This is a genomic window from Bordetella genomosp. 13, assembly GCF_002119665.1.
Taxonomy (GTDB): Bacteria; Pseudomonadota; Gammaproteobacteria; order Burkholderiales; family Burkholderiaceae_B; genus Bordetella.
This window is the reverse complement of record NZ_CP021111.1, coordinates 3,631,268-3,657,731: the sequence shown is the minus strand read 5'-3', so window position 1 is coordinate 3,657,731 and position 26,464 is coordinate 3,631,268. Positions and strand designations below refer to the sequence as shown.

19 protein-coding genes are annotated in these 26,464 nt (G+C 66.6%); 11 read left to right on the top strand and 8 right to left on the bottom strand.

The genetic code is table 11. The features are described 5' to 3' along the window. Positions 1-6: 6 nt before the first annotated feature. Together acnD and prpC are read right to left on the bottom strand one after the other, a co-directional pair. Complete coding sequence (acnD, locus tag CAL15_RS16375; RefSeq protein WP_086079569.1) at positions 7-2,601, bottom strand: Fe/S-dependent 2-methylisocitrate dehydratase AcnD; 2,595 nt, start codon at positions 2,599-2,601, stop codon at positions 7-9. A gap of 76 nt (positions 2,602-2,677) precedes the next feature. Beyond that, complete coding sequence (gene prpC, locus CAL15_RS16370; RefSeq protein WP_086079568.1) at positions 2,678-3,925, bottom strand: bifunctional 2-methylcitrate synthase/citrate synthase; 1,248 nt, start codon at positions 3,923-3,925, stop codon at positions 2,678-2,680. Between the two features lie 204 nt (positions 3,926-4,129). Between prpC and CAL15_RS16365 the strand changes: the two genes are divergently transcribed. Beyond that, positions 4,130-5,626 (top strand): short-chain fatty acyl-CoA regulator family protein, encoded by a 1,497-nt coding sequence (locus tag CAL15_RS16365; protein WP_086079567.1) that lies wholly within the window; start codon positions 4,130-4,132, stop codon positions 5,624-5,626. Between the two features lie 115 nt (positions 5,627-5,741). Here the strand turns inward: CAL15_RS16365 and prpB are convergent, their stop codons facing one another. After that, positions 5,742-6,635 carry a methylisocitrate lyase gene (gene prpB / locus CAL15_RS16360; protein ID WP_086079566.1) on the bottom strand — a complete coding sequence of 298 codons (894 nt, stop codon included), beginning with the start codon at positions 6,633-6,635 and terminating at the stop codon, positions 5,742-5,744. Between the two features lie 223 nt (positions 6,636-6,858). Beyond that, positions 6,859-7,848 (bottom strand): malate dehydrogenase, encoded by a 990-nt coding sequence (locus tag CAL15_RS16355; RefSeq protein ID WP_086079565.1) that lies wholly within the window; start codon positions 7,846-7,848, stop codon positions 6,859-6,861. Between the two features lie 256 nt (positions 7,849-8,104). Here CAL15_RS16355 and CAL15_RS16350 point away from each other — a divergent pair, with 256 nt between their 5' ends. From CAL15_RS16350 to CAL15_RS16320, 7 genes are all read left to right on the top strand, one after another. After that, on the top strand, positions 8,105-8,878 hold the full coding sequence (locus CAL15_RS16350) for a GntR family transcriptional regulator (protein ID WP_086079564.1): 774 nt from the start codon (positions 8,105-8,107) through the stop codon (positions 8,876-8,878). Between the two features lie 124 nt (positions 8,879-9,002). Next, entirely contained in the window at positions 9,003-9,416 is a 414-nt protein-coding gene (sdhC, locus tag CAL15_RS16345; RefSeq protein ID WP_086079563.1) for a succinate dehydrogenase, cytochrome b556 subunit, read from the top strand. 2 nt (positions 9,417-9,418) lie between these two features. Beyond that, positions 9,419-9,802 (top strand): succinate dehydrogenase, hydrophobic membrane anchor protein, encoded by a 384-nt coding sequence (sdhD, locus tag CAL15_RS16340; RefSeq protein ID WP_086079562.1) that lies wholly within the window; start codon positions 9,419-9,421, stop codon positions 9,800-9,802. Between the two features lie 3 nt (positions 9,803-9,805). Next, positions 9,806-11,584, top strand: coding sequence for a succinate dehydrogenase flavoprotein subunit (sdhA, locus tag CAL15_RS16335; protein ID WP_086079561.1), 1,779 nt, complete (start codon positions 9,806-9,808; stop codon positions 11,582-11,584). Between the two features lie 19 nt (positions 11,585-11,603). Further along, positions 11,604-12,320: a succinate dehydrogenase iron-sulfur subunit gene (locus tag CAL15_RS16330; protein WP_066410238.1), complete on the top strand. Its 717-nt coding sequence runs from the start codon at positions 11,604-11,606 to the stop codon at positions 12,318-12,320. 33 nt (positions 12,321-12,353) lie between these two features. Beyond that, a complete protein-coding gene (locus CAL15_RS16325) occupies positions 12,354-12,614 on the top strand; it encodes a succinate dehydrogenase assembly factor 2 (RefSeq protein WP_086079560.1) in 261 nt (86 codons plus the stop codon). A 21-nt stretch (positions 12,615-12,635) separates the two neighbouring features. Next, the gene (locus CAL15_RS16320; RefSeq protein ID WP_086079559.1) at positions 12,636-13,946 is read left to right on the top strand and encodes a citrate synthase; all 1,311 of its coding nucleotides are present in this window, start codon (positions 12,636-12,638) and stop codon (positions 13,944-13,946) included. 143 nt (positions 13,947-14,089) lie between these two features. On the opposite strand, the gene CAL15_RS16315 is transcribed toward CAL15_RS16320, so the two are convergent. Next, positions 14,090-14,542, bottom strand: coding sequence for a DUF2214 family protein (locus CAL15_RS16315; protein ID WP_086079558.1), 453 nt, complete (start codon positions 14,540-14,542; stop codon positions 14,090-14,092). Between the two features lie 88 nt (positions 14,543-14,630). Then, on the bottom strand, positions 14,631-15,551 hold the full coding sequence (locus CAL15_RS16310) for a LysR family transcriptional regulator (RefSeq protein WP_086079557.1): 921 nt from the start codon (positions 15,549-15,551) through the stop codon (positions 14,631-14,633). A 151-nt stretch (positions 15,552-15,702) separates the two neighbouring features. On the opposite strand from CAL15_RS16310, the gene CAL15_RS16305 reads away from it, so the two are divergent. Continuing rightward, positions 15,703-16,863 (top strand): DSD1 family PLP-dependent enzyme, encoded by a 1,161-nt coding sequence (locus tag CAL15_RS16305; protein WP_232467998.1) that lies wholly within the window; start codon positions 15,703-15,705, stop codon positions 16,861-16,863. A 507-nt stretch (positions 16,864-17,370) separates the two neighbouring features. Here the strand turns inward: CAL15_RS16305 and CAL15_RS16300 are convergent. Together CAL15_RS16300 and mdeB are read right to left on the bottom strand one after the other, a co-directional pair. After that, complete coding sequence (locus tag CAL15_RS16300; RefSeq protein ID WP_086079556.1) at positions 17,371-19,653, bottom strand: NADP-dependent malic enzyme; 2,283 nt, start codon at positions 19,651-19,653, stop codon at positions 17,371-17,373. 348 nt (positions 19,654-20,001) lie between these two features. Then, the gene (gene mdeB, locus CAL15_RS16295; RefSeq protein WP_086079555.1) at positions 20,002-22,701 is read right to left on the bottom strand and encodes an alpha-ketoglutarate dehydrogenase; all 2,700 of its coding nucleotides are present in this window, start codon (positions 22,699-22,701) and stop codon (positions 20,002-20,004) included. 129 nt (positions 22,702-22,830) lie between these two features. On the opposite strand from mdeB, the gene CAL15_RS16290 reads away from it, so the two are divergent. Both CAL15_RS16290 and CAL15_RS16285 read left to right on the top strand, forming a co-directional pair. Continuing rightward, positions 22,831-23,301 carry an Lrp/AsnC family transcriptional regulator gene (locus tag CAL15_RS16290; RefSeq protein WP_086079554.1) on the top strand — a complete coding sequence of 157 codons (471 nt, stop codon included), beginning with the start codon at positions 22,831-22,833 and terminating at the stop codon, positions 23,299-23,301. A gap of 264 nt (positions 23,302-23,565) precedes the next feature. Then, the gene (locus tag CAL15_RS16285) at positions 23,566-26,436 is read left to right on the top strand and encodes a 2-oxoglutarate dehydrogenase E1 component (RefSeq protein ID WP_086079553.1); all 2,871 of its coding nucleotides are present in this window, start codon (positions 23,566-23,568) and stop codon (positions 26,434-26,436) included. Positions 26,437-26,464 lie beyond the last annotated feature (28 nt).

Sequence of the window (26,464 nt, the reverse complement as noted above, 5' to 3'; positions counted from 1 at the left end):
GAAAAGTCAGGCCGCCTGCGTGGATTCGAGGAAGTCCTGCGCGAAGCGCTGCAGCACGCCGCCGGCTTCGTAGATCGAGACTTCCTCGGCGGTATCCAGGCGACAGGTGACCGGCACGTGCACCGGTGCGCCTGCACGTCGATGGATGACCAGCGTCAGCGTGGCGCGCGGCACGCGTTCGCCGATGACGTCGAAGGTCTCGGTGCCGTCGATGCCCAGCGTCTTGCGGTCGGCGCCGGGCTGGAACTCCAGCGGCAGGACCCCCATGCCGATCAGGTTCGTGCGGTGGATGCGCTCGAAGCCCTCGGCGACGATGGCCTCGACGCCGGCCAGCCGCACACCCTTGGCCGCCCAGTCGCGCGACGAGCCCTGGCCGTAGTCGGCGCCCGCGATGATGATCAGGGGCTGCTTGCGTTCCATGTAGGTCTCGATGGCTTCCCACATGCGCATGACCTTGCCCTCGGGCTCGAGCCGGGCCAGCGACCCCTGCCTGACCTGTCCGTCGACCACGGCCATCTCGTTGATCAGCTTGGGGTTGGCGAAGGTGGCTCGCTGCGCCGTCAGGTGATCGCCGCGATGGGTGGCGTACGAGTTGAAGTCTTCTTCGGGCAGGCCCATCTTCGCCAGGTATTCGCCGGCGGCGCTGTCGGCCATGATCGCGTTGGACGGCGACAGGTGGTCGGTGGTGATGTTGTCGCCCAGCACCGCCAGCGGCCGCATGCCCCTGAGCGTGCGTTCGCCGGCCAGCGCGCCTTCCCAATACGGCGGACGGCGGATATAGGTGCTCTGCGGACGCCAGTCGTACAAGGGGCTGACCTTCGTTTCCTGTTCGACGGCGAAGCGGAACATGGGCTCGTAGACCTTGCGGAACTGCTCGGGCTTCACGCTGGCGGCCACGACTGCGTCGATTTCTTCGTCGCTGGGCCAGATGTCCTTCAGCGTGACGGGCTTGCCATTCGCATCGACGCCCAGCGCGTCGCGCTCGATGTCCACGCGCACCGTGCCCGCGATGGCGTACGCAATGACCAGCGGGGGCGACGCCAGGAAGGCCTGTTTGGCGTAGGGATGGATGCGTCCGTCGAAATTGCGGTTGCCCGACAGTACCGCCGTGGCGTATAGATTGCGGTCGATGATCTCCTGCTGGATCTTCGGATCGAGCGCGCCGCTCATGCCGTTGCAGGTGGTGCACGCGAACGCCACGATGCCGAAGCCCAGCTTTTCCAGGTCGGCAAGCAGTCCCGATTCTTCCAGGTACAGCTGCACCGCCTTGGATCCCGGGGCCAGCGAGGTCTTCACCCAGGGCTTGCGCACCAGTCCGGCCCGGTTCGCGTTGCGCGCCAGCAGGCCGGCCGCGATGACGTTGCGCGGGTTGCTGGTGTTGGTGCAGCTGGTGATGGCGGCGATGATGACGGCGCCGTCGGGCATCTGGCCCGGCGTCTCTTCCCACGGCGCGGCGATGCCGCGGGCGGCCAGCTCGGTGGTGGCCACGCGCTTGTGCGGGTTCGACGGACCGGCCATGTTGCGCACGACCGACGACAGGTCGAAGCTCAGCATGCGCTCGTACTCGGCGCGAACCAGGTCGTCGGCCCACAGCCCGGCCTGCCGCGCATAGGTCTCCACCAGCCGCACCTGGTCCTCGTCGCGACCCGTAAGCCGCAGGTAGTCGATGGTCTGGCCATCGATGTAGAACATGGCCGCGGTGGCGCCGAATTCCGGCGTCATGTTGGAAATCGTGGCGCGGTCGCCGATGGTGAGCGCGCTGGCGCCGGCGCCCAGGAACTCGATGTAGGCGCCCACCACCTTCTCGCGGCGCAGGAATTCGGTAAGCGCCAGCACGATGTCGGTGCAGGTGATGCCCGGTTGCGGACGGCCGGTGAGCTCGACGCCGACGATGTCCGGCAGCCGCATCCACGACGCGCGCCCCAGCATGACGTTCTCGGCCTCGAGGCCGCCCACGCCGATGGCGATCACGCCCAGCGCGTCCACGTGCGGGGTGTGGCTGTCGGTGCCCACGCAGGTGTCCGGAAACGCCACGCCGTCGCGCACCTGCACCACCGGAGACATCTTCTCGAGGTTGATCTGGTGCATGATGCCGTTGCCCGGCGGGATCACGTCGACGTTGCGAAACGCCTGCTTGGTCCAGTCGATGAAATGGAAGCGGTCTTCGTTGCGGCGGTCTTCCACCGCGCGGTTCTTCTCGAAAGCGTCCTTGTCGAAGCCCGGATACTCGACGGCCAGCGAGTGATCGACGATGAGCTGGGTGGGCACGACCGGATTGATCTGCGCCGGGTCGCCGCCGGCATCGGCAATGGCATCGCGCAGGCCGGCCAGGTCGACCAGCGCCGTCTGCCCCAGGATGTCGTGGCAGACCACGCGTGCCGGATACCACGGAAAATCCAGGTCGCGGCGGCGTTCGATCAGCTGGCGCAGCGAGTCGGTCAGCGTGGCCGGATCGCAGCGGCGCACCAGGTTCTCGGCCAGCACGCGAGAGGTGTAGGGCAGGGTGGCCCAGGCGCCGGCCTGGATGTCTTCGACCGCCTGGCGCGCGTCGAAATAGTCCAGCGAGGTGCCGGGCAGGGGCTTGCGGTAGTTCGTATTCATGGCAATGGTGTTTCCGGGGCTCGAGGGCGGCGCCCGCCGACCGATCGGGTCATGGGCGCCGCTTGCTGGCATCCGCTTACGGGCGCTTGGCCAGGGGCACGAATTTCTGGTCTTCCGGGCCCACGTAGTTGGCGGTGGGACGGATGATCTTGTTGTCGACGCGCTGCTCGATGATGTGCGCGGACCAGCCGGCCGTGCGGGCGATGACGAACAGGGGCGTGAACATCGCGGTGGGTACGCCCATCATGTGATAGCTGACGGCCGAGAACCAGTCCAGGTTCGGGAACATCTTCTTGATGTCCCACATCACCGTTTCCAGGCGCTCGGCGATGTCGTACAGCTTGGTGCTGCCGGACTGCTTCGACAACTTGCGCGCCACGTCCTTGATGACCTTGTTGCGCGGGTCGGAGATCGTGTAGACCGGGTGGCCGAAGCCGATGATCACTTCCTTGTTCTCGACGCGGCGCCGGATGTCCGCCTCGGCCTCGTCCGGCGTCTGGTAGCGGCTTTGCACTTCGAAGGCGACTTCGTTCGCGCCGCCGTGCTTGGGACCGCGCAGCGCGCCGATGCCGCCCGAGATGGCCGAGTACATGTCCGATCCCGTGCCGGCGATGACGCGCGCGGTGAAGGTGGAAGCGTTGAACTCGTGCTCGGCGTACAGGATCAGCGAGGTGTGCATGGCGCGCACCCAGTCGTCGGACGGCGCCTTGCCGTGCAGCAGGTGCAGGAAATGGCCGCCGATGCTGTCGTCGTCGGTCTGCACGTCGATGATGCGGCCGTTGTGGCTGTAGTGGTACCAGTACAGCAGGGCCGAACCCAGATTGGCCATCAGCCGGTCGGCAATGTCGCGCGCGCCGGGCAGGTTGTGATCGTCCTTCTCGGGCAGCACGCAGCCCAGCACCGACACGGCCGTGCGCATCACGTCCATGGGGTGGCTGGCGGCGGGCAGCGTTTCCAGCGCGTTCTGCAACTGGGCCGGCAGGCCGCGCAGCGCGCGCAGTTTTTCCTTGTAGGCCTTCAGCTCGGCGCGGTTGGGCAGCTTGCCGTGCACCAGCAGGTGGGCGATTTCTTCGAACTCGGCCGTGCCGGCGAAGTCGAGGATGTCATAGCCGCGATAGTGCAGGTCGTTGCCGGTGCGGCCGACCGTACACAGCGCGGTGTTGCCGGCCACGACGCCGGACAGCGCAACGGACTTCTTGGGCTTGAACCCGGGCGCGGCTTCTGCTGCGGCCGGCGCGGCAGCCAGAGCCGCCCCGTTGACGGGCTCGGCGGCCTGGGGTTTGGCGGCTTGCTTCGCCGCTTGTTTCTTGGGGGCCGTGCTCATGAATGCAGTCTCCTTGTCCGTGGTCGTGGCTCGAGCGCCCGCGCGCGCAAGCGTGGCGCGGATGCGCCTTCGCAGTCTACGCAACGCTGCCGGCAGTGTCATCTCCGGCACGGTGAAGGTTCGTGAACGGGCCGTTTCGCGTTTGCGAATTTTGCGAATAACATGGCGCTTCCCACTTTCCTTCAAGCACGGCGGATCCGGTCGATGCGCAAGATCTACATGGGCGTCAGGCTGCGTCGCCTGCGGGAAGAACGCGGCCTCACGCAGGCGGCGCTGGCGCGCCTGCTGGGCCTGTCGGCCAGTTACCTGAACCAGCTCGAGCAGAACCAGCGGCCGCTGACCATGCGTGTGCTGCTGCTGCTCAGCGAGACGCTGGGGGTGGACGCGCGCTCGTTTTCCGAGGACGAGCAGGCCCGCATGGTGGCCGCGCTGCGCGAGGTAGCCGATACCATGCCGGCCTCTCCGGTGGGCGGCCGGGACGAGGCGCGCATCTCGCAGGCCGAGATCGAGGAGATCGCCTCGAGCATGCCCGCGGTGGGTCGCGCCTTGATCCAGCTGCATCGGCGCCACCGCGAGGCGCTCGAGCGCCTGGAAGCGGCTGCCGAGGTCGCGTATCCGGAACAGGACGGCAGGGCGCCGCGCGGCGGCATCGCGCTGCCGGCGCAGCCCTACGAAGAGGCGCGCGATTTCTTCTTCACGCATCACAACCATTTCGCCGAACTGGACATGCGCGCCGAGCAGTGCCATCTGTCGTGGGGGCTGGCCGGCGCGGGCCCGTCCGAGTTGCCCGCCCGGCTGGCGCAGCGCCTGAGCGAGCGGCATGGGGTGACCATCATCCCGGCGCCCGAGGGCGCGCCGTGGCAGCGCCGCCATGACGCGGCAAGCAGGACGCTGAGCCTGTCGGCCCATCTGGAACCGGGGCAGCGGGCCTTCCAGATCGCGGCGCAGTTGGCCCTGCTCGAGCTGCGGCCCACGCTGGACCGCATGGCCGATGCGCCGCGCTTCTCCGCGGAGGCGGTGCGCAGGCTGGTGCGCATCGGCCTGGCCAACCACTTTGCCGCGGCGCTGATCCTGCCCTACGCGCAGTTCCGCGACGCCGCGGAAGCCCTGCGATACGACATCGAGCTGCTGGGACAGCGGTTCGGGGTGAGCTTCGAGACCGTCTGCCATCGCCTGAGCACCATGCAGCGTCCGCAGGATCGGGGCGTGCCGTTCTTCTTCATCCGGGTCGACCGCGCGGGCAATGTATCGAAGCGGCAGTCGGCCGCGCACTTCCATTTCTCGCGCGTGGGCGGCACCTGCCCGCTATGGAACGTGTACGAGGCTTTCTCGCATCCCGGCCGCATCCTGCGGCAGCTGGCGCGCATGCCGGACGGCAGGGTCTATCTGTGGATCGCGCGAACGGTGTCGCGGCAGCAGGGCGGATTCGGGCAGCCGGGCAAGCACTTCGCCGTCGCGTTGGGGTGCGACGTCGAGCATGCGCACCGGCTGGTATATGCCAAAGGGCTGGACTTGGCCGATCCCGCCGTGCCCACGCCCATCGGCATGGGCTGCCGCGTGTGCGAGCGGCCGGCGTGTCCGCAGCGCGCGTTTCCGTATATCGGCCGCGGCCTGGGCGCCAGCGAGGACGTCGCGGGCTTCGTGCCGTATCCGATGGAGGATCAGGATGCGTTCACCATGCCGGGCGGGCCAGCGTGGTGAAGCCATTGGAGGGAGGGCGCTTGCGCCGGGGCGGAGCGCACGGATGCAGCACGCGGACGGCCGCGCACGAGCGGTAGCCCCGTCGGGGCCCGATGCCGGCCGGCGCGCGCAGGTCTTACTTGGCCTTGCCCTGCTGGAACAGCGCGTCGAGCCGCGACTCGAACTCGTGATAGCCGATGCGATCGTACAGTTCATCGCGGGTCTGCATCAGGTCGACCACGTTCTTCTGGTGGCCGTCGCGGCGGATGGCCGTATATACAGCCTCGGCCGCCTTGTTCATGGCGCGGAAGGCGGACAGGGGGTACAGCACGATGCCCACGCCCACGCTGCCCAGTTCTTCCACCGAGAACAGCGGCGTCTTGCCGAACTCGGTGATGTTGGCCAGCACGGGCACCTTGACCTCTTTGACGAAGCGCTCGTAGGTGGGCAGGTCGTAGGCCGCCTCGGCGAAGATCGCATCGGCGCCGGCCTCGACGCAGGCCAGGGCGCGTTCGATGGCGGCGTCCACGCCGTGCGAGGCGATGGCGTCGGTGCGGGCGATCAGGAAGAAGTCGGAATCGGTGCGCGCGTCGGCGGCGGCCTTCACGCGGTCGGCCATCTCTTCGGTGGAGACGATTTCCTTGCCGGGCCGGTGGCCGCAGCGCTTGGCGCCGACCTGGTCTTCGATGTGGCACGCGGCCGCGCCGAACTTGATCAGGCTTTTCACCGTGCGGGCGATATTGAAGGCCGAGGGGCCGAAGCCGGTGTCGATGTCCACCAGCAGCGGCAGGTCGCAGACGTCGGTGATGCGGCGCACGTCGGTCAGCACGTCGTCCAGCGTGTTGATGCCCAGGTCGGGCAGGCCCAGCGAACCTGCCGCCACACCGCCGCCGGAAAGATAGATGGCGCGGTAGCCGGCGCGCTTGGCCAGCAGCGCATGGTTGGCGTTGATGGCGCCGATGACCTGCAGGGGGCTTTCTTCGGCAAGCGCGCGGCGAAACAGGGCGCCGGGGGATTCGGGTCTGGACATGCTGGGGTCTCCGCTGTTGGGCCGCACGCCGAGTAGGCGCGCCCGGGTGTCGTGGGCACGCGGAAGAACGCTCCGGTGCCGGCAATAAAGCTGCCTCCTGAGCCGGCCTGTCGTGGCCGATGCCACCGCACTTGCCGGGTGCCGAAGGGGCAGGTTTATTGCCGCCGCATGGCGGCGGAGGTTGGCGGGCAGCGGCCGACGCCGCCATGCCCGCCGCGCCTGCTTACTTCAGCAGGTCTTTCACGCCGTCGCGCTCTTCGAGCAGCTCCTTCAGCGTGAAGTCGAGGCGCTCGCGCGAGAAGGCGTCGATTTCCAGGCCTTCGACACGCTTGTACTCGCCGTTCTCGGTGGTGACGGGCACGCCGTAGACGATGCCTTCAGGGATGCCGTACGAGCCGTCCGAGGGCACGCCCATGGTGACCCACTTGCCGTTGCTGCCCAGCACCCAGTCGCGCACGTGGTCGATGGCGGCATTGGCGGCCGAGGCGGCCGAGGACAGGCCGCGCGCATCGATGATGGCGGCGCCGCGCTTGCCCACGGTGGGGATGAACGTCTCGCGGTTCCACTGCTGATCGTTGATCAGCTTGTCGAGGCTTTCGCCGCCGACCGTGGCGAAGCGGGTGTCGGGGTACATCGTGGGCGAGTGGTTGCCCCACACGATCAGCTTTTCGATGTCGCCCACGGCCTTGCCCGACTTGGCGGCCAGTTGCGACAGCGCACGGTTGTGGTCCAGGCGCAGCATGGCGGTGAAGTTCTTGGCGGGCAGGTCCGGCGCCGACTTCATGGCGATGTAGGCATTGGTGTTGGCCGGGTTGCCGACCACCAGCACCTTGACGTTGCGGCTGGCCACTTCGTTCAGGGCCTTGCCCTGGGCGGTGAAGATCTGGGCGTTGACGGTCAGCAGGTCCTTGCGCTCCATGCCGGGGCCGCGCGGACGGGCGCCCACCAGCAGGGCGACGTCGGCGTCCTTGAAGGCCGTGCGCGGATCGCTGTGCGCGGTGACTTCCTGCAGCAGCGGGAAGGCGCAGTCGTCCAGCTCCATGATGACGCCCTTCAGCGCCTTCTGTGCCTTCTCGTCGGGGATTTCGAGCAGTTGCAGGATGACCGGCTGGTCCTTGCCAAGCATCTCGCCGGAGGCGATGCGGAACAGCAGGGCATAACCAATCTGGCCGGCGGCGCCGGTTACGGCGACACGCATGGCGGGCTTAGACATGTACATTCTCCGGTAATGGATAGGGCGAAAAAGTCGCACCGATCAGTGTAATCCCAGGACCCCGCGCGCGTGCCGCCCGCGGGCCGTCCGAACCGGCGGAATCCTAGATCGGATTGCCGGGTGCGTCAATCGATCTTATATCTTATATAAGACATAAGACGTTGGACAGCAGGCAAGCGGCTGTGCGACAATGCGCCGTTTGTTCGGCCCCGTGGCGTTCCCCTGGCGAATGAACATGAATCCCACTCGTAGACCTATGGCAGACTCCCGGCCCGACACCCTGGTTCGCGCCGCCCGACCGGCGGCCGAGGGGGCTGCATTCAGTCCGCTGTATCGTCAGATCAAGGCCCTGCTGGTGCAAAGCCTCGACCGCGGCGAATGGAAGCCGGGCGAACTCATCCCCAGCGAGATCGACCTGGCTGCGCGCTTCCAGGTCAGCCAGGGCACCGTGCGCAAGGCGGTGGACGAACTGGCCGCCGAGCACATGCTGCTGCGCCGCCAGGGCAAGGGCACTTTCGTCGCCACCCACCATGAAGCCCGGGTGCGCTATCGCTTTCTGCGCCTGGCGCCCGACGAGGGCACCGAAGCCGGCCGTGCCGAAAGCCGCATCCTCGAATGCCGCCGCCTGCGCGCCCCCGCCGAGATCGCCCGCGCGCTGGACGTGCGCGCCGGCGAGGCCATCATCACGATCCGCCGCATGCTCTTCATGAACCAGGCGCCCACCGTGGTCGACGACATCTGGCTGCCCGGCGCCAGCTTCCGCGGGCTGACGCTCGAGCTGCTGTCGGCCAGCAAGGCGCCGCTGTACGGTCTTTTCGAATCCGAGTTCGGCGTCAGCATGGTGCGCGCCGACGAGAAGCTGCGCGCGGTCGCGGCCACCCCCGAAATCGCGGGACTGCTGCAGGTCGAGGCGGGCACGCCGCTGCTGCAGGTCGATCGCGTTTCCTACACCTATGGCGATCGGCCGATGGAAGTACGCCGCGGCGTCTACCTGACCGATCACTATCACTATCGCAACAGCCTGAACTGATGTTTTTTTTCGTACGATTTGATACCAAGCCGATCTCTGGGCGAAAATAGCGCGTTTGCCCGCTTGCGGGCTCATTCGCTCTTCGCCGTCACGATTTCCCTAGCTCCGAAACACCGAGGCCGTCATGTCCGACTCAGCTGCTAAGCCGCGTCCGCAGTTTCGCAACATCAGCGTTCCGCAAATCCTCAGCTATCGCCTGCCCCTGGCCGGCAAGCTGTCCATCCTGCACCGCATCAGCGGCGCGTTGCTTTTCCTCTGTCTGCCGCTGGTCATCGTGCCGCTGTTCGCGGCCAGCGTGACCTCGCCCGAGAGCTTCGCGCAGATCGCGCAGTACCTGGACAACGTGCTGGTCAAGCTGATTGTGCTGGCGCTGGTGTGGGGCTACCTGCATCACTTCTGTGCCGGCATCCGCTACCTGATGCTCGACCTGCACATCGGCGTCGACAAGGTCTCGGCCCAGAAAAGCGCGGGTGTGGTGTTCGGCGTCAGCCTGGCCCTGACCCTGGTGTTCGCCCTCAAACTGTTCGGAGCGCTGTAAACATGGCCACCAGCAACAATTACGGTCCCAAGCGCCTGGTCGTCGGCGCCCACTACGGCACCATCGATTTCCTCGCCCAGCGCATCACCGCGGTCATCCTGGCCGTTTACACCCTGGTGCTGATCATCGGCGCGCTGGCCATGCCGTCGTTCACCTTCGAGAACTGGAAGGCGCTGTTCACGTTCCACGTGTTCGCGCTGCCGGTCGGCCAGATCCTGGCCTCGCTCGCTTTCTTTGCGCTTGCCTGGCATGCCTGGATCGGCGTGCGGGACATCTGGATGGACTATGTGCAGCCGGTCGGCGTGCGCCTGCTGATGCAGGTGCTGACCCTACTGTGGCTGATTGGTTCCGTCGTCTATTTCGCGCAAGTCATCTGGAGAATCTAAGCCGTGGTCGCTGTCACCAAATCTTTGCCGCGCCGCCAGTTTGATGTGGTGGTCGTGGGCGCCGGCGGAGCCGGCATGCGCTGTTCGCTGCAACTGGCCCAGGCCGGCCTGTCCGTGGCCGTTCTGTCCAAGGTGTTCCCCACCCGCTCGCACACCGTGGCGGCGCAGGGCGGCGTCAGCGCCTCGCTGGGCAACATGAGCGAGGACAACTGGTACTGGCACATGTACGACACCGTCAAGGGGTCGGACTGGCTGGGCGACCAGGACGCCATCGAGTTCATGTGCCGCGAAGCGCCCAGCGCCGTGTACGAGATGGAACACTTCGGCATGCCGTTCGACCGCAACCCGGACGGCACCATCTACCAGCGTCCGTTCGGCGGCCACACCGCCAACTTCGGCGAGAAGCCCGTGCAGCGCGCCTGTGCGGCCGCCGACCGCACCGGCCACGCGCTGCTGCACACGCTCTACCAGCGCAACGTCTCGGCGCGCACCCAGTTCTTCGTAGAATGGATGGCGCTGGACCTGCTGCGCAACGAAGCCGGCGACGTCGTGGGCGTGACCGCCCTCGAAATGGAAACCGGCGAGATCTACATCCTCGAAGCCAAGACCACGGTGCTGGCCACCGGCGGCGCGGGCCGCATCTGGGCCGCGTCCACCAACGCCTTCATCAACACCGGTGACGGCCTGGGCATGGCGGCGCGCGCCGGCATCCCGCTGCAGGACATGGAATTCTGGCAGTTCCACCCCACCGGCGTGGCCGGCGCCGGCGTGCTCATCACCGAGGGCGTGCGCGGCGAGGGCGGCATCCTGCTGAACAAGGACGGCGAGCGTTTCATGGAACGCTACGCGCCCACGCTGAAAGATCTGGCGCCGCGTGACTTCGTATCGCGCTCGATGGACCAGGAAATCAAGGAAGGCCGCGGCTGCGGTCCCGACGGCAGCTACGTGGTGCTCAAGCTCGACCACCTCGGCGCCGACGTGATCAACAAGCGCCTGCCCTCGATCCGCGAGATCGCCATCAAGTTCGGCAACGTCGATCCCATCAAGGAACCGATCCCGGTCGTGCCCACCATCCACTACCAGATGGGCGGCATTCCCACCAACTATCACGGCCAGGTGCTGTCGCACGCCAACGGCGAGAACAAGGTCATCAACGGCCTGTACGCCATCGGCGAATGCGCCGCGGTGTCGGTGCACGGCGCCAACCGCCTGGGCACCAACTCGCTGCTCGACCTCATCGTGTTCGGTCGCGCCACCGGCAACCACATCGTGGCCTCGCACCCCGAGCGTCAGCATTCGCACCAGCCGGTGCCGAAAGAATCGCTCGACTTCTCGCTGTCGCGCGTCAACGACCTCGAGGCTCGCACCTCGGGCGAGAAGACGCAGGACGTGGCGAATTCCATCCGCTTCTCGATGCAGCGCCACTGCGGCGTGTTCCGCACGCTGCAGCTGCTGAACGAAGGCGTGGGGCAGATCGAGGAACTGGCCGAACAGGCCAAGAACATCCACTTCAAGGACAAGTCCAAGGTGTTCAACACCGCCCGCGTCGAGGCGCTGGAGCTGGCCAACATGACCGAGGTGGCGCGCGCCACCATCAAGTCGGCGGCTGCCCGCACCGAAAGCCGGGGCGCCCATGCGCTGGACGACCATCCCACCCGCGACGACGAAAACTGGCTCAAGCACACGCTGTGGTACTCCGAAGGCAGCCGCCTCGACTACAAGCCGGTGCAGATGAAGCCCCTGACGGTCGAGTCCTTCCCGCCCAAGGCGCGTACTTTCTAAGTCCGGATCCGAGCAAACCATGAGCAACAAGCGTATCGTCAAGTTCGAAATCTACCGCTACGATCCCGACAAGGACGAGCGGCCGTACATGCAGAAGCTGGAGGTCGAACTCCAGCCCACCGACAAGATGCTGCTGGATGCGCTGGTGCGCATCAAGAACGACGTCGACGACAGCCTGGCGCTGCGCCGTTCGTGCCGTGAGGGCGTGTGCGGTTCCGACGCCATGAACATCAACGGCAAGAACGGCCTGGCCTGCACCACCAACCTGCGCGAGCTGAAGGAACCCATCGTCCTGAAGCCGCTGCCGGGCCTGCCCGTCATCCGCGACCTGATCGTGGACATGACGCACTTCTTCAACCAGTACCACTCGATCCGTCCGTACCTCATCAACGACACGCCGCCGCCCGAGCGCGAGCGCCTGCAGTCGCCCGAGGCCCGCGAGGAACTCGACGGCCTGTACGAGTGCATTCTGTGCGCGTGCTGCTCCACCTCGTGCCCGTCGTTCTGGTGGAATCCGGACAAGTTCGTGGGCCCGGCCGGCCTGCTGCAGGCCTACCGCTTCATCGCCGACAGCCGCGACGAAGCCACCGGCTCGCGTCTGGACAACCTGGAAGACCCGTACCGCCTGTTCCGTTGCCACACCATCATGAACTGCGTCGACGTCTGTCCGAAGGGACTGAACCCGACGAAGGCCATTGGCAAGATCAAGGAACTGATGGTTCGCCGGACGGTCTAGTCTGGACGTTTTATCCTGGTGAGGAGATTCGAAATGAGCGGCCTGTCCGAATTGCAAAGGGCGCGTCTGCGTTGGCGGGCACGGCGTGGCCTGCTCGAGAACGACCTCATCATTACCCGGTATCTGGATGCCTACGAGGACCAGCTTACCGACTTAGACGTAACGGCGTTGACGCAGCTTTTCGAGATGGGAGACAACGATCTGCTCGATCTGCTGCTGGCGCGCACCGAGCTCGAGGGCGCGTACGACACGCCCGAGCTGCGCACCATCATAGGCCGGATGCGTGAGCTCTGATCTAACCGCGAGGATATTGCGATGAACCTGTCTGACAAAAAAGCTACCCTGTCCTTTTCGGACGGCAGCCCCTCCGTTGAGTTCCCTGTTTACAAGGGCACCGTCGGCCCCGACGTGGTCGACATCCGCAAGCTGTATGGTCAGACTGGCATGTTCACGTTCGACCCCGGCTTCATGTCGACGGCCGCGTGCGAATCGGGCATCACCTACATCGATGGCGACAAGGGCGAACTGCTGTATCGCGGCTATCCCATCGAGCAGCTGGCCGTGCAGTGCGACTTCCTGGACATCTGCTACCTGATCCTGAACGGCGAACTGCCCAACGCCGAGCAGAAGACCGACTTCGACTCGCAGGTCACCCATCACACGATGGTGAATGAGCAGCTGCACTTCTTCCTGCGCGGCTTCCGTCGCGACGCCCACCCCATGGCCGTCCTGACCGGCCTGGTGGGCGCGCTGTCGGCGTTCTATCACGACTCCACCGACATCACCAACCCCGAGCACCGTCACATCTCGGCCATCCGCCTGATCGCCAAGATGCCGACGCTGGTGGCGATGGCGTACAAGTACTCGCAAGGCCAGCCGTTCATCTACCCGCGCAACGACCTGTCGTACACCGGCAATTTCCTGCGCATGATGTTCGCCACGCCGTGCGAAGACTACCAGGTCAACGAAGTGGTCGAGCGCGCGCTGGACCGCATCTTCGTGCTGCACGCCGACCACGAGCAGAACGCCTCCACGTCCACCGTGCGCCTGTGCGGTTCGTCGGGCACCAACCCGTTCGCCGCCATCTCGGCCGGCGTGGCCTGCCTGTGGGGCCCGGCTCACGGCGGCGCCAACGAAGCCTGCCTGCAGATGCTCGAAGAGCTGCAGGCCAACGGCGGCGTGGCCAAGGTCGGCGAGTTCATGGAGAAGGTCAAGGACAAGAACTCGGGCGTGCGCCTGATGGGCTTCGGCCACCGCGTATACAAGAACTACGACCCGCGCGCCAAGCTGATGCAGGAAACCTGCAAGGAAGTGCTGGGCGCCCTGGGCCTGGAGCAGGACCCGCTGTTCAAGCTTGCCATGGAGCTCGAGCGCATCGCCCTGGAAGACGACTACTTCGTGCAGCGCAAGCTGTACCCGAACGTCGACTTCTACTCGGGCATCGTGCAGCGCGCCATCGGCATCCCCACCTCGCTGTTCACGGCCATCTTCGCGCTGGCCCGCACGGTGGGCTGGATCGCGCAGTGGAACGAAATGCTGTCCGACCCCGACTACAAGATCGGCCGTCCGCGCCAGCTGTTCACCGGCCACGTCACCCGCGACGTGCCCGAAATGGCCAAGCGCTGAGCATCGCGCCGCCGGACCTGCGTGGTCCGGCTTGCCATGCCAGGAAACCCCGGTCTTGTGGCCGGGGTTTTTGTTTGCGCGCGATGTCGGGCATGGGCGGCAATGCGCATGGGCATCCCATCAGTGCGCTGCCTGTCCGGACCTTACATTCCCACGCCGCGCGCCATCAGCGCGGCGAACAGCGGGAGCAGGATGATGAGGTGGGACTCGATCATCACCCAGCGGCGGGCCCTTGCGATGTCTTCATGCGCGGGCACGAAGCCGCCATCCCGCGCGGCGTGCTTGCGCCAGCGCGCGAAGCGCAGGGTGGGAGGAATCGAACAGAGTCCGATGATGACGAACAGCGTCATCTTGGCGTGGAACCAGGGATTGGCCATGTAGAAGCCGACGCCCTTGGCGCCCAGGGTAAGGCGCAGCGCGCCGCTGACCAGCGCGGCGATGGCGGCCATGGCGTACAGGCGGTCATAGCGGGCCAGCCGCAGCACCGTTTGCGGCTGCATGTCGGGCCGCAGCAGTACCGCCTCGGCGGACAGCAGCACCACGACCACGAAGATGGCCATGTAATGGAACCAGGCGAGCAGGGCGTCTTGCAGCATCGGAAGCTCCGGTGAGGCGCGCAGAGGCGCGCCGTGTCAGTAGGCTGGGCGGCGTCGTTGTACCACGACCGGGCTGCGCTGATGCGTATCAGCCGGATGCCTGGCGCGCCAGCCAGGGCGCGTTGTCGCCCAGTTCGCGCAGCGCGCACAGGAAATGTTCGGTGCGCGCCGAGCGTTCCTTGCGCGATGCGACCAACGCCACGATGTCGGCGTCGGGCAGGCGCCAGTCGGGCAGCAGTTCCACCAGGCGGCCCTGGCGCAGCAGGTCGGCCACGTCCCATTCCGAACGCACCAGGATGCCCATGCCGGCCTGCGCCCACAGGCGCGCCGCCCCGCCGTCGTTGCTGGCCAGTACCGGATCGATCCGCACGGCAGTGAACGTGCCGTTGTCATGGCGAAAGCGCCACAGCGTGACGTCCTCGTCGTTCTCGCGCAGGGCGATGCAATCGTGCTCGCGCAGTTCGTCGGGATGGCGCGGCGCGCCGCGGCGCTTCAAGTACGCGGGCGAGGCGCATAGAATCCGCCGGTTGCGCGCCAGGCGGTGCATCACGAGGCGCGAGTCGCGCAGCTCTCCGATCTGGATCATCACGTCCCAGGTATGGGCGGCGAGGCTTGCGGGACGGTCCGACAGCATCAACGTGGCCGTGACCGCGGGGCATTCGCGGCGAAAGCGCGCGATGGCCGGCGCCACGTAGTGCTGTCCGAACCCCAGCGGCGCCACGACCCGCAGATGGCCGGATACCTTGCCGCGCCGCGCGGCGAGCGCATCGGCGAGCCCGCTGATGTCGCTGCAGATGCGGCGCGCCCGCTCGGCCAGCAGTTCGCCCTCGTCGGTCAGCGCCATGCGCCGGCCCGAGCGGTCCACCAGTCCGATGCCCAGGCGCTTCTCCAGGCCGTTGAGCCGCTGCGTGACCGCGGACGGCGTCACGTCCAGCTTGCGGGCCGCATCGGCCAGGGTGGGTGACGCAGTCAGCGTCAGGAAGAATTGCAGGTCTTCGCTGCTGAGCAAGATTAAGGTTCAGCTTAATAAAAGATTAAGTGCTCATTAAACACCAGGCGCGTACGCTGAACGCATACTGTCAGCGGCACACACGTTTTTTAATGAGCCACTGCCGCGTCCATGCGCGAGCGCGGTGGCCGCTCGCATGACAGGACATTCCATGACTCGAGAATCTGTGCGCGCCGCCCACCTCGGCGAACTGGACACGCCGTGCCTGCTGCTGGACGAACCGCGCATGATGGCCAACATCGAGCGCCTGAAGTCGCGCATGGCGCGGCTGGGCGTGGGGCTGCGGCCTCACCTGAAGACGCCCAAGTCGATCGAGGTGGCGCGGCGCCTGATGGCATCCCCCGAAGGGCCGGCCACCGTGTCCACGCTGCAGGAAGCGGAACAGTTTGCCCAGGCCGGCGTGCGCGACATCCTGTACGCCGTCGGCATCTCTGCGTCCAAGCTCGACCGCGTGCTGGCGCTGCGCGCGGGCGGCGCGGACCTCACCGTGGTGGTAGACAGCCTGGCGGCGGCGCAGGCGGTGGCCGAGCGCTCGCGCGCTGCCCATTACCGGATTCCGGCCCTGATCGAGGTCGATTGCGACGGGCACCGCGCCGGCGTGAATCCCGCGAACACGGAACTATTGGTGTCGATCGGCCGCGCGCTGCATGAAGGCGGCGCGGAACTGCGCGGTGTGATGACGCATGCCGGCGAGTCGTACAACGCACGCGACGTAGAGGCCATCCGCGCGATGGCGGAACAGGAGCGCCGCGCGGCCGTGGACTGCGCCGAGGCGCTGCGCGGCGCCGGCCTGCCATGCCCCATCGTCAGCGTAGGATCGACGCCCACCGCCATGTATGCCGAGAACCTGGACGGCGTCACCGAGGTGCGCGCCGGCGTGTTCGTGTTCTTCGACCTGGTCATGGCCGGGCTGGGCGTGTGCGAGCAGGACGACATCGCGCTGTCCGTGCTGACCACCGTGATCGGCCACCAGCCCGAGAAAGGCTGGATCCTGGTGGACGCGGGCTGGATGGCCATGTCGCGCGACCGCGGCACCGCCAGGCAGCCCGTGGACCAGTACTACGGGGTGGTGTGCGACATGGAAGGCCGGCCGATGGGCGACCTGGTGCTGAAGGAAACCAACCAGGAGCAGGGCATCCTGATGCTGCGTCCCGGCAGCCAGGCCGCGCTGCCCGACCTGCCGCTGGGCACGCGCGTGCGCGTGCTGCCCAACCACGCGTGCGCCACCGGGGCGCAACATGATGCCTACCAGGTGGTGCGAGGAGAATCGCCGCTGGTGGTCGCGAGCTGGGAACGGTTTCGCGGGTGGTAGGCATTGATGCGCCGGGGGGAGCGTTGTTTGCGTTCTTCTGGCGCCGCGGCCGTGCCTGCGAAGTCTCGTCCTCGCGCTCGCGCGCTGCGGGCGCGACTTCTCCGACACGGCCGCGGCTCACGACAACGCAGTGCAACGGGCATCCCGTCCATCAATGCCCGCCGGTTGTGTGCCGATTCGGCGGGCTGGCCGCCGCGTGCGCTGGCAATGCGGATGCACGGAAAAGTAGTCGACCCGGCATGGATCGGACCGCAGGCATCGAGATGTCTTGAGCCCGGGCCATGGCGGAGGGTTCGCGCCCGCAGCGCGCGAGCGCGAGGACGAGAATCCGCAGTCATGGCCCGGGCGCTCAAGAACCCAGAAGCCTCCCCCGAAACACCCCCAGTCCCGTAAACCGTAAAACGTAAAACGTAAAACGCCCCGGCAACCAGACCAAAGTCCGGCTCCGGGGCGCTACGCGCGCGTGATCATCGCGCGAGCGGGCGCGCAGCCCGCTACAACCGACCTTTACGCCTGCGCGCTTTCCTGCTGCGCATCCACCACGGCCAGGGCCGTCATGTTGATGATGCGGCGCACGGTGGCGCTGGTGGTCAGGATGTGCACCGGGCGCGCGGCGCCCAGCAGGATCGGGCCCATGGCAACGCCGTTGCTGCCGGTCATCTTCAGCATGTTGTAGGTGATGTTGCCGGTGTCCAGGTTGGGCATGACCAGCAGATTGGCGGGGCCCTTGAGCTTGCTGTCGGGGTAAGCCAGCGTGCGGATCTTGTCCGACAGGGCGGCATCGGCGTGCATCTCGCCGTCGACTTCCAGCGCGGGGGCGCGCTGCTCGACCAATTCGCGCGCCTGGGCCATCTTGCGCGACGACTCGGTCTTGCGGCTGCCGAAGTTCGAGTGCGACAGCAGCGCGATCTTGGGCACCACGCCGAAGCGCAGCATCTCTTCGGCGGCCTGGATCGTGATGTTGGCGACTTCCTCGGCCGTCGGGTTTTCGTTGACGTGCGTGTCGGTCACGAACAGCGTCTGGTCGGGCAGCATCAGCACATTCAGCGCGGCGTAGGTCTGGCCTTCCTTGCGGCCGATGACCTGGTCGATGTACTGCAGCTGGTTGTCGTACTTGCTGGCCACGCCGCACAGCAGGGCGTCGGCGTCGCCGCGGCGCAGCAGCATCGCGCCGATCAGCGTGTTGTGCTTGCGGATCATCGCCTTGGCGATGGCCGGCGTGACGCCGTCGCGGCCGCGCAGCTGGTAGTACGCGTTCCAGGTGTCGTTGAAGCGGCTGTCGTCTTCGGGATCGACGATCTCGATGTTCTGCCCGTTGGTGAGACGCAGGCCGAACTTCTTGATGCGCATCTCGATGACGGAGGGGCGGCCCACCAGGATAGGCTGCGCCAGGCGCTCGTCGACCACTGTCTGCACGGCGCGCAGCACGCGCTCGTCTTCGCCGTCGGCGTAGATGACGCGCTTGGGCGCCTTCTTGGCCTGGGCGAACAGCGGGCGCATCAGCTGGCCCGAGTGGTACACGAAGCCCATCAGCTTCTGGCGGTAGGCCTCGATGTCCTCGATGGGGCGCAGCGCCACGCCGGAGTCGGCGGCGGCCTGCGCCACGGCCGGCGCGATCTGCACGATCAGGCGCGGATCGAAGGGCTTGGGAATGATGTACTCGGGACCGAAGGTAAGTTCTTGTCCCGCATACGCGCGCGCGACCTCGTCGTTCTGCTCGGCTTCGGCCAGCTCGGCGATGGCCTTCACGCAGGCCAGCTTCATCTCTTCGGTGATGCGCGTGGCGCCGGCATCCATGGCGCCGCGGAAGATGAAGGGGAAGCACAGCACGTTGTTGACCTGGTTCGGGTAGTCCGAACGGCCGGTGGCGATGATGCAGTCGGGGCGGGCGGCCTTGGCGACTTCGGGGCGGATCTCGGGCTCGGGATTGGCCAGGGCCAGGATCAGCGGTTGGCGCGCCATGGTCTTGACCATGTCGCCGGTCAGCACGCCGGCGGTGGAGCAGCCCAGGAACACGTCGGCGCCGTTGACCACGTCGGCCAGCGTGCGCGCGTCGGTGCGCTGCGCATAGCGCTTCTTGTTGACCTCCATGTTCTCTTCGCGGCCTTCCCAGATGACGCCGCGCGAGTCCGTCACGTAGATGTTCTCGCGCTTGACTCCCAGGTGCACCAGCAGGTCGAGGCAGGCGATGGCGGCGGCGCCGGCGCCCGAGCACGTCAGCTTGATTTCGCCGATGTTCTTGCCGACGACCTTCAGGCCGTTCAGGATGGCGGCGGCCGAGATGATGGCGGTGCCGTGCTGGTCGTCGTGAAAGACGGGGATCTTCATGCGCTCGCGCAGCTTCTTCTCGATGTAGAAGCATTCGGGCGCCTTGATGTCCTCGAGGTTGACGCCGCCCAGCGTGGGCTCGAGCGCGGCGATGATGTCGACCAGTTTGTCGGGGTCGGTTTCGGCCAGCTCGATGTCGAACACGTCGATGCCCGCGAACTTCTTGAACAGGCAGCCCTTGCCTTCCATGACGGGCTTGGCCGCCAGCGGGCCGATGTTGCCCAGGCCCAGCACCGCGGTGCCGTTGGTGATGACGCCGACCAGGTTGGCGCGCGAGGTGTAGCGCGATGCCGCGTCCGTGCCTTCCGCATGAATGGCCATGCAGGCCGCGGCCACGCCGGGCGAGTAGGCCAGCGACAGGTCGTCCTGGTTGGCCAGCGTCTTGGTGGGCGTGACGGAGATTTTGCCGGGCGTAGGATAGGCGTGGTAATCCAGCGCCAACTTGGTGAGATTTTCGTCCATGGATGCAGGGAGCGGTGACAGATAGCGAAGCGCGGACGCGCGGGGAAGTGAACCGATGCAGGCGACGCGCGGCACGCATCGCGACAGAGATGAAGATGCCGTATTTCAACAGAAAGCGAACCATCTTGCTTGTTGCGCTGCAGCGCGAGCCCGCTCGCTGCGGTGCTCCGGCGCGGGTGCGGCCAAACCAGACAAGGGGCTATGGAGCCTCGAAGATAGAATCGGATGTATTCCTTCGGAGCACGCACCTCATGACCGATCTGCGCATTCCCGATGAACAGACATTGCCCGAGCTGACCGTGCGCGGCATCGTGCTGGGGGCCCTGATCACGATCGTGTTCACCGCTGTCACGCCTCCCAGGGCGGCAAGTCGCGCGGCGCCGCCTGCACCAGCTTGCCGCGCAACGCGTCCCGCGCGCTAGCGTGGCGCGGATGCGCATCCGCCAGCAGATCCAGCGCATGCAGCACCATCCAGTCGGCGCCGACCTCGAAGAAGTCCCTTAGTCGCGCGCGCGTGTCGCTGCGGCCGAAGCCGTCTGTTCCCAGCATGCGGCACGGCGCGGATATCCAGTTGCGTATCTGCTCGGGCACCGCGCGCACGTAGTCGCTGGCCGCGACGACGGGCAGCGCCGCATCACCGAGGCACTGCGCGATCCATGACGGCTCGTCGCCATTGTCCAGTGCCAGCAGCCGGGCCCGCTCGGCCCGCCGCGCATCGCGCGCCAGTTCGGAATAGCTGGTCACGCTCCACACCTCGGCCGCCACATCATGGTCCTGCTTCAGCCGCGCCGCGGCCTTCATCGCCTCGCCCACCATCGGACCGGCGGCCAGCAGCCGCAGTTGCGGGTCGCCGTCCGGCGCATGTATGCGATGCATGCCCCGCACGATGCCTACTCGCGCCGCTTCGTCGGGCAGGTCGGGCTGCGGCAGGTTCTCGTTGGTGACCGTCAGGTAGTAGAACTCGTCGTGCTGTTCCTGCAGCATGCGCCGCATGCCGTGCTCGACCAGCACGGCCACTTCGTACGCATAGGCGGGATCGTAGGCGCGACAGTTGGGCACGGTGGCGGCGGCCAGGTGGCTGGCGCCGTCCTGGTGCTGCAGGCCTTCGCCGCCCAGTGTGGTGCGGCCCGACGTGGCGCCGATGAGAAAGCCGCGCGCACGCTGGTCGGCCGCGGCCCAGATCAGGTCGCCGATGCGCTGGAAGCCGAACATCGAGTAATAGATGTAGAACGGCAGCATGGGCAGGCCGTTCACGGAATAGCTGGTGCCGGCCGCGGTCCAGGACGAGATGGCGCCCGCCTCGGTGATGCCTTCTTCCAGGATCTGGCCGTCGCGCGCCTCGCGGTAGTACAGCACCGAGCCTATGTCCTCGGGCTCGTACAGCTGGCCCTGCGCCGAATAGATGCCTATCTGGCGGAACAGATTGGCCATGCCGAAGGTGCGCGCCTCGTCGGCCACGATGGGCACGATGCGCGGTCCCGTTTCGGGGTCCTTCAGCAGCGCTGTCAGCATGCGCACCAGCGCCATGGTCGATGACATTTCCTTGCCGCCCGGCGCCAGTGCGAACTGTGCCCACTGCGCCGCGGGCGGGGCGGCCAGCGACCGGGCCTGCGCGGTGCGGCGCGGCACGTGGCCGCCCAGCGCCGCGCGGCGCGCCTGCAGGTGACGCATCTCGGCGCTGTCGGCGGCGGGACGATAGAACTTCAGCGCCAGGCAGTCGGCATCCGAGATCGGCAGCGCGAAGCGGTCGCGGAACGCCAGCAGGGCGTCGCCGTCCAGCTTTTTCTGCTGATGGGTCGTCATCTTGCCCTGGCCCGCCGAGCCCATGCCGAAGCCCTTCTTGGTCTGGGCCAGGATGACCGTGGGTTGGCCGCGATGCCGCACGGCGCGATGGTAGGCCGCGTGGATTTTGGTCATGTCGTGCCCGCCGCGATGCAGCCGGTCGATGGCCTCGTCGGACCAGCCTTCCACCAGGGCCGCCAGTTCCGGGTCCCGGCCGAAGAAGTGTTCGCGGTTGTAGGCCCCGTCGTTGGCGGCATAGGTCTGGAACTGGCCGTCGACCGTGCGGCCGAAGGCGCGCGCCAGCGCGCCGCCGGCGTCGCGCCGCAACAGGGCGTCCCAGTCGCTGCCCCACACCAGCTTGATGACGTTCCAGCCCGCGCCGGCGTACAGGGTCTCGAGTTCGTCGATGATGCGGCCATTGCCGCGCACCGGTCCGTCCAGGCGCTGCAGGTTGCAGTTGACGACGAAGATGAGGTTGTCCAGCTTCTCGCGCGAGGCCAGCGTCAGCGCGGCGATGGATTCGGGCTCGTCCATCTCGCCGTCGCCGAAGATGCCCCATACCTTGCGGTCGGACGGCTCGGCCAGCGAGCGATGCTCGAGGTAGCGCATGAAGCGCGCCTGATAGATGGCGTTGATCGGGCCCAGTCCCATCGACCCGGTGGGAAACTGCCAGAAGTCGGGCATGAGCCACGGGTGCGGATACGAGGACAGGCCGCGCAGTCCCCCGGCCTGTGCGGCAATCTCCTGCCGGAACAGCGCCAGCTCGCTCTCGCCCAGGAAGCCTTCCAGGAAGGCGCGCGCATAGATGCCCGGCGCGGAATGCGGCTGCATGTAGACCAGGTCGCCGCCGTGTCCCGCGCCGCGGGCGCGGAAGAAGTGGTTGAAGCCCACTTCGAACAGGTCCGCCGCCGAGGCGTAGCTGGCGATGTGCCCTCCCAGTTCGCCGTGCGCCTGATTGGCCCGCACCACCATGGCCAGCGCGTTCCAGCGATTGATCGACGCGATCCGCTCCTCGAGCGCCAGGTTGCCGGGGAAGGGCGGTTCCTCATCGGCCGGGATGGTGTTCAGGTAGGCCGTGCGCGTCAGGCCTGGCGCATGCAAGCCGAGGCGGGCGGCGTGCGCCAGCAGGCTTTCCAATACATAGGCGGCGCGCTCGGTGCCTTCGGCCTGCGCCAGTGCCTGCAGCGCGTCGCGCCACTCCGCGGTCTCGACCGGATCGTGGTCTTCCGGCGGCAGGTCGCCGGGGTGGAAGGGGGCGTCGCGCATGAGTTGTCTCGCTCTTGTCATGGATGGCCCATCCTAGCGCCAGTCGCGACGCATGAGTGATTGAAAATACGTGTCTAAAGCAGCAGAAACGGTGCAAAATGCTGTAATGCGCCACCTCAGGAGCGAGATATGCCGAAGATGAAGCTGGACGCCATCGATTGCCGCATCCTCGACCTGCTGCAGACCGACGCAAGCCTTACCAACGTCGAGCTGGCGCGGCGCGTCAACCTATCCCCGTCACCATGCCTGGCGCGCGTCAAGGCGCTGGAGGCCGCCGGCGTCATCCGCGGCTATGTGGCGCTGGCCGATCCGCTGCAGCTCGGCCTCAGCCTCAACGTATTCATCCAGGTCAGCCTGGAAAAGCAGATCGAGTCCGAACTCGACCGCTTCCAGAGCGCCATGGCGGATTGTCCCGAAGTCATGGAGTGCTACCTGATGACGGGCGACGCCGACTATCTGCTGCGAGTGGTGGTTCCCGACATGCAGGGCCTGGAACAGTTCGTGGTAAGCCGGCTGTCGCGTATTCCCGGCGTGAAGAACATACGTTCGGGCTTCGCCTTGAAACAGGTCAAATACCAGACCGCGCTGCCACTGGCCTAAAAAAATTTTGGCGCGGCCGATCGCTGGCGTTGGCGGCGCGTAGCCTGCGTCATCGCCGCCGTTGATGCACGCGGGCCCGATGCGCGAGGCGGTCATCGGCCTGTCGCAAGGCGTGCCCACACTCAAAGCGTTATACTGCCCGATACGGCTTTCGAGGCTTGTACCCGCCTTCTGCCCCTGCTATCCGCCTAACGGGAAGCCCGTGTCGCGGAAGGTCTTCCTGCATCGTACCGAGTGAAGCACTCGTCTAGGTGAAGCGCCATTATGTCTACGGAATCAGAATCCCTTTCCACGTCTTATCTATTCGGGGGTAATGCCCCTTACGTCGAAGAGCTCTACGAAGCGTATCTCGACAATCCCGGTTCGGTTCCGGACAACTGGCGCGAATACTTCGACCAGCTGCAGCATTCCCCCGCCACCGACGGCCAGGACGGCACCCGCGACCAGGCCCACGCCCCCATCATCCAGTCGTTCGCCGAGCGTGCCCGCGCCAATGCCTTCGTGCAGCGCGCCGCCGAGCCCGACCTGTCCATCGCCAGCAAGCAGGTGTCGGTGCAGTCCCTCATCGGGGCGTACCGCGTGCTGGGCTCGCGCTGGGCTGACCTCGATCCGCTCAAGCGCCAGGAGCGCCCGCCGATCCCCGAACTCGATCCGGCCTTCTACGGCCTGACCGAGTCCGACCTGGACCAGACCTACTCGGCCACCAATACGTACTTCACGACCGCCAGCACCATGACGCTGCGCGACATCCTGAAGGCCCTGCGCGACACGTATTGCCGCTCGATCGGCGCCGAGTTCATGCACGTCTCCGATCCGGCCGCCAAGCGCTGGATCCAGGAGCGCCTGGAAAGCACGCTGGGCGCGCCCACGTTCACGCCCGAGCAGAAGCGCCACATCCTGCAGCAGCTGACCGAAGCCGAAGGCCTCGAGCGCTTCCTGCACACCAAGTACGTCGGCCAGAAGCGATTCTCTCTCGAAGGCGGCGAAAGCTTCATCGCCTCGATGGATGAGACCATCAACCACGCCAGCGAGAACGGCGTGCAGGAGATCGTGGTCGGCATGGCCCACCGCGGTCGCCTGAACCTGCTGGTCAACATCATGGGCAAGATGCCCGGCGACCTGTTCGCCGAGTTCGAAGGCAAGCACGCCGAAGGCCTGACCGACGGCGACGTGAAGTACCACAACGGTTTCTCCAGCGACATCTCGGGCCGCGGCGGTCCGGTGCACCTGTCGTTGGCGTTCAACCCGTCGCACCTGGAAATCGTCAACCCGGTGGTCGAGGGCAGCGCCCGCGCCCGCCAGGAACGCCGCGGCGACGCCGAAGGCCGCCAGGTGCTGCCGGTGCTGGTGCACGGCGACGCGGCTTTCGCCGGCCAGGGCGTGGTGATGGAAACGCTGAACCTGGCGCAGACCCGCGGCTACGGCACGGGCGGCACGCTGCACATCGTCATCAACAACCAGATCGGCTTCACCACCTCCGACCCTCGCGATTCGCGCTCGACGCTGTATTGCACCGACGTGGTCAAGATGATCGAAGCGCCGGTCTTCCACGTCAACGGCGACGATCCCGAAGCCGTGGTGTTCGCCACCAAGCTGGCCCTGGACTACCGCATCCAGTTCCGCCACGACGTCGTGATCGACATCGTCTGCTTCCGCAAGCTGGGCCACAACGAGCAGGACACCCCGTCGCTCACGCAGCCGCTGATGTACAAGCGCATCGGCCACCATGGCGGCACGCGCAAGCTGTACGCCGAGAAGCTGGTCACGCAGGGCGTGCTGGCCGAAGGCGACGCCGAGCAGCTGGTGAAAGACTATCGCCAGCTCATGGAAGACGGCCATCGCACCATCGAGCCCGTCCTCACCGATTACAAGAGCAAGTACGCCATCGACTGGTCGCCGTTCCTGGGCGCCAAGTGGACCGACCAGGCCGACACCGCCGTGCCGCTGGCCGAGCTCAAGCGCATCGGCGAGCGCATCACCACCGTGCCCGAAGGCTTCACCGTGCACCCGCTGGTGAACAAGCTGCTGAACGACCGCCGCGCCATGGCCAAGGGCGAGCTGAACCTCGATTGGGGCATGGGCGAGCACCTGGCCTTCGCCACGCTGGTGGCCTCGGGCTATGCGGTGCGCATCACCGGCCAGGATTCGGGCCGCGGCACGTTCACGCACCGCCACGCCGTGCTGCACGACCAGAACCGCGAGCGCTGGAACGACGGCACCTATATCCCGCTGCAGAACGTCTCCGAAGGCCAGGCCCCGTTCACCGTGATCGACTCGGTGCTGTCCGAAGAGGCGGTGCTGGCGTTCGAATACGGCTACTCCGCCGCCGAGCCCAACACGCTCACCATCTGGGAAGCGCAGTTCGGTGACTTCGTCAACGGCGCGCAGGTCGTGATCGACCAGTTCATCAGCTCCGGCGAAGCCAAGTGGGGCCGCCAGTCGGGCCTGACGCTGATGCTGCCGCACGGCTACGAAGGGCAGGGTCCCGAGCACTCGTCGGCCCGCATCGAGCGCTTCCTGCAGCTGTGCGCGGACAACAACATCCAGGTGGTGCAGCCCACCAACGCCGCGCAGATCTTCCACCTGCTGCGCCGCCAGATGATCCGCGCGTTCCGCAAGCCGCTGGTCATCCTCACGCCGAAGTCGCTGCTGCGCAACAAGGACGCCGGTTCGCCGCTCACCGACCTGGCCGGCGGCAGCTTCCGTCCGGTGATCGGCGAAGTCGACGATAACGTCAAGGCCGCGTCGGTCAAGCGCGTGCTGGTCTGCTCGGGCAAGGTCTATTACGACCTGGTCAACGCCCGCACCGAGCGCGAGGCCGGCAACGTCGCCATCATCCGTGTCGAGCAGCTCTATCCGTTCGCGCACAAGTCGTTCGAGGCCGAACTGCGCAAGTACCCGAAGGCCACCGAGGTCATCTGGGTGCAGGACGAGCCGCAGAACCAGGGTCCGTGGTTCTACGTGCAGCATCACCTGTACGAGAACATGAGCGAAGGCCAGAAGCTGGGCTACGCGGGTCGCGCGGCCTCGGCGTCGCCGGCCGTGGGCTACCTGGCCAAGCACCAGGAACAGCAGAAGGCGCTCATCGAGCAGGCCTTCGCCGCCCGCTACAAGGGCTTCATGCTGACCAAGTAAGCGCAGCGCATCGAACAGAACATTCATC

Coding starts and splice junctions, on each gene's coding strand:
- acnD (WP_086079569.1), bottom strand. CDS start 2,601: ATGAATACGAACTACCGCAAGCCCCTGCCCGGCACCTCGCTGGACTAT.
- prpC (WP_086079568.1), bottom strand. CDS start 3,925: ATGAGCACGGCCCCCAAGAAACAAGCGGCGAAGCAAGCCGCCAAACCC.
- CAL15_RS16365 (WP_086079567.1), top strand. CDS start 4,130: ATGCGCAAGATCTACATGGGCGTCAGGCTGCGTCGCCTGCGGGAAGAA.
- prpB (WP_086079566.1), bottom strand. CDS start 6,635: ATGTCCAGACCCGAATCCCCCGGCGCCCTGTTTCGCCGCGCGCTTGCC.
- CAL15_RS16355 (WP_086079565.1), bottom strand. CDS start 7,848: ATGTCTAAGCCCGCCATGCGTGTCGCCGTAACCGGCGCCGCCGGCCAG.
- CAL15_RS16350 (WP_086079564.1), top strand. CDS start 8,105: ATGGCAGACTCCCGGCCCGACACCCTGGTTCGCGCCGCCCGACCGGCG.
- sdhC (WP_086079563.1), top strand. CDS start 9,003: ATGTCCGACTCAGCTGCTAAGCCGCGTCCGCAGTTTCGCAACATCAGC.
- sdhD (WP_086079562.1), top strand. CDS start 9,419: ATGGCCACCAGCAACAATTACGGTCCCAAGCGCCTGGTCGTCGGCGCC.
- CAL15_RS16330 (WP_066410238.1), top strand. CDS start 11,604: ATGAGCAACAAGCGTATCGTCAAGTTCGAAATCTACCGCTACGATCCC.
- CAL15_RS16325 (WP_086079560.1), top strand. CDS start 12,354: ATGAGCGGCCTGTCCGAATTGCAAAGGGCGCGTCTGCGTTGGCGGGCA.
- CAL15_RS16320 (WP_086079559.1), top strand. CDS start 12,636: ATGAACCTGTCTGACAAAAAAGCTACCCTGTCCTTTTCGGACGGCAGC.
- CAL15_RS16315 (WP_086079558.1), bottom strand. CDS start 14,542: ATGCTGCAAGACGCCCTGCTCGCCTGGTTCCATTACATGGCCATCTTC.
- CAL15_RS16305 (WP_232467998.1), top strand. CDS start 15,703: ATGACTCGAGAATCTGTGCGCGCCGCCCACCTCGGCGAACTGGACACG.
- CAL15_RS16300 (WP_086079556.1), bottom strand. CDS start 19,653: ATGGACGAAAATCTCACCAAGTTGGCGCTGGATTACCACGCCTATCCT.
- mdeB (WP_086079555.1), bottom strand. CDS start 22,701: ATGCGCGACGCCCCCTTCCACCCCGGCGACCTGCCGCCGGAAGACCAC.
- CAL15_RS16290 (WP_086079554.1), top strand. CDS start 22,831: ATGCCGAAGATGAAGCTGGACGCCATCGATTGCCGCATCCTCGACCTG.
- CAL15_RS16285 (WP_086079553.1), top strand. CDS start 23,566: ATGTCTACGGAATCAGAATCCCTTTCCACGTCTTATCTATTCGGGGGT.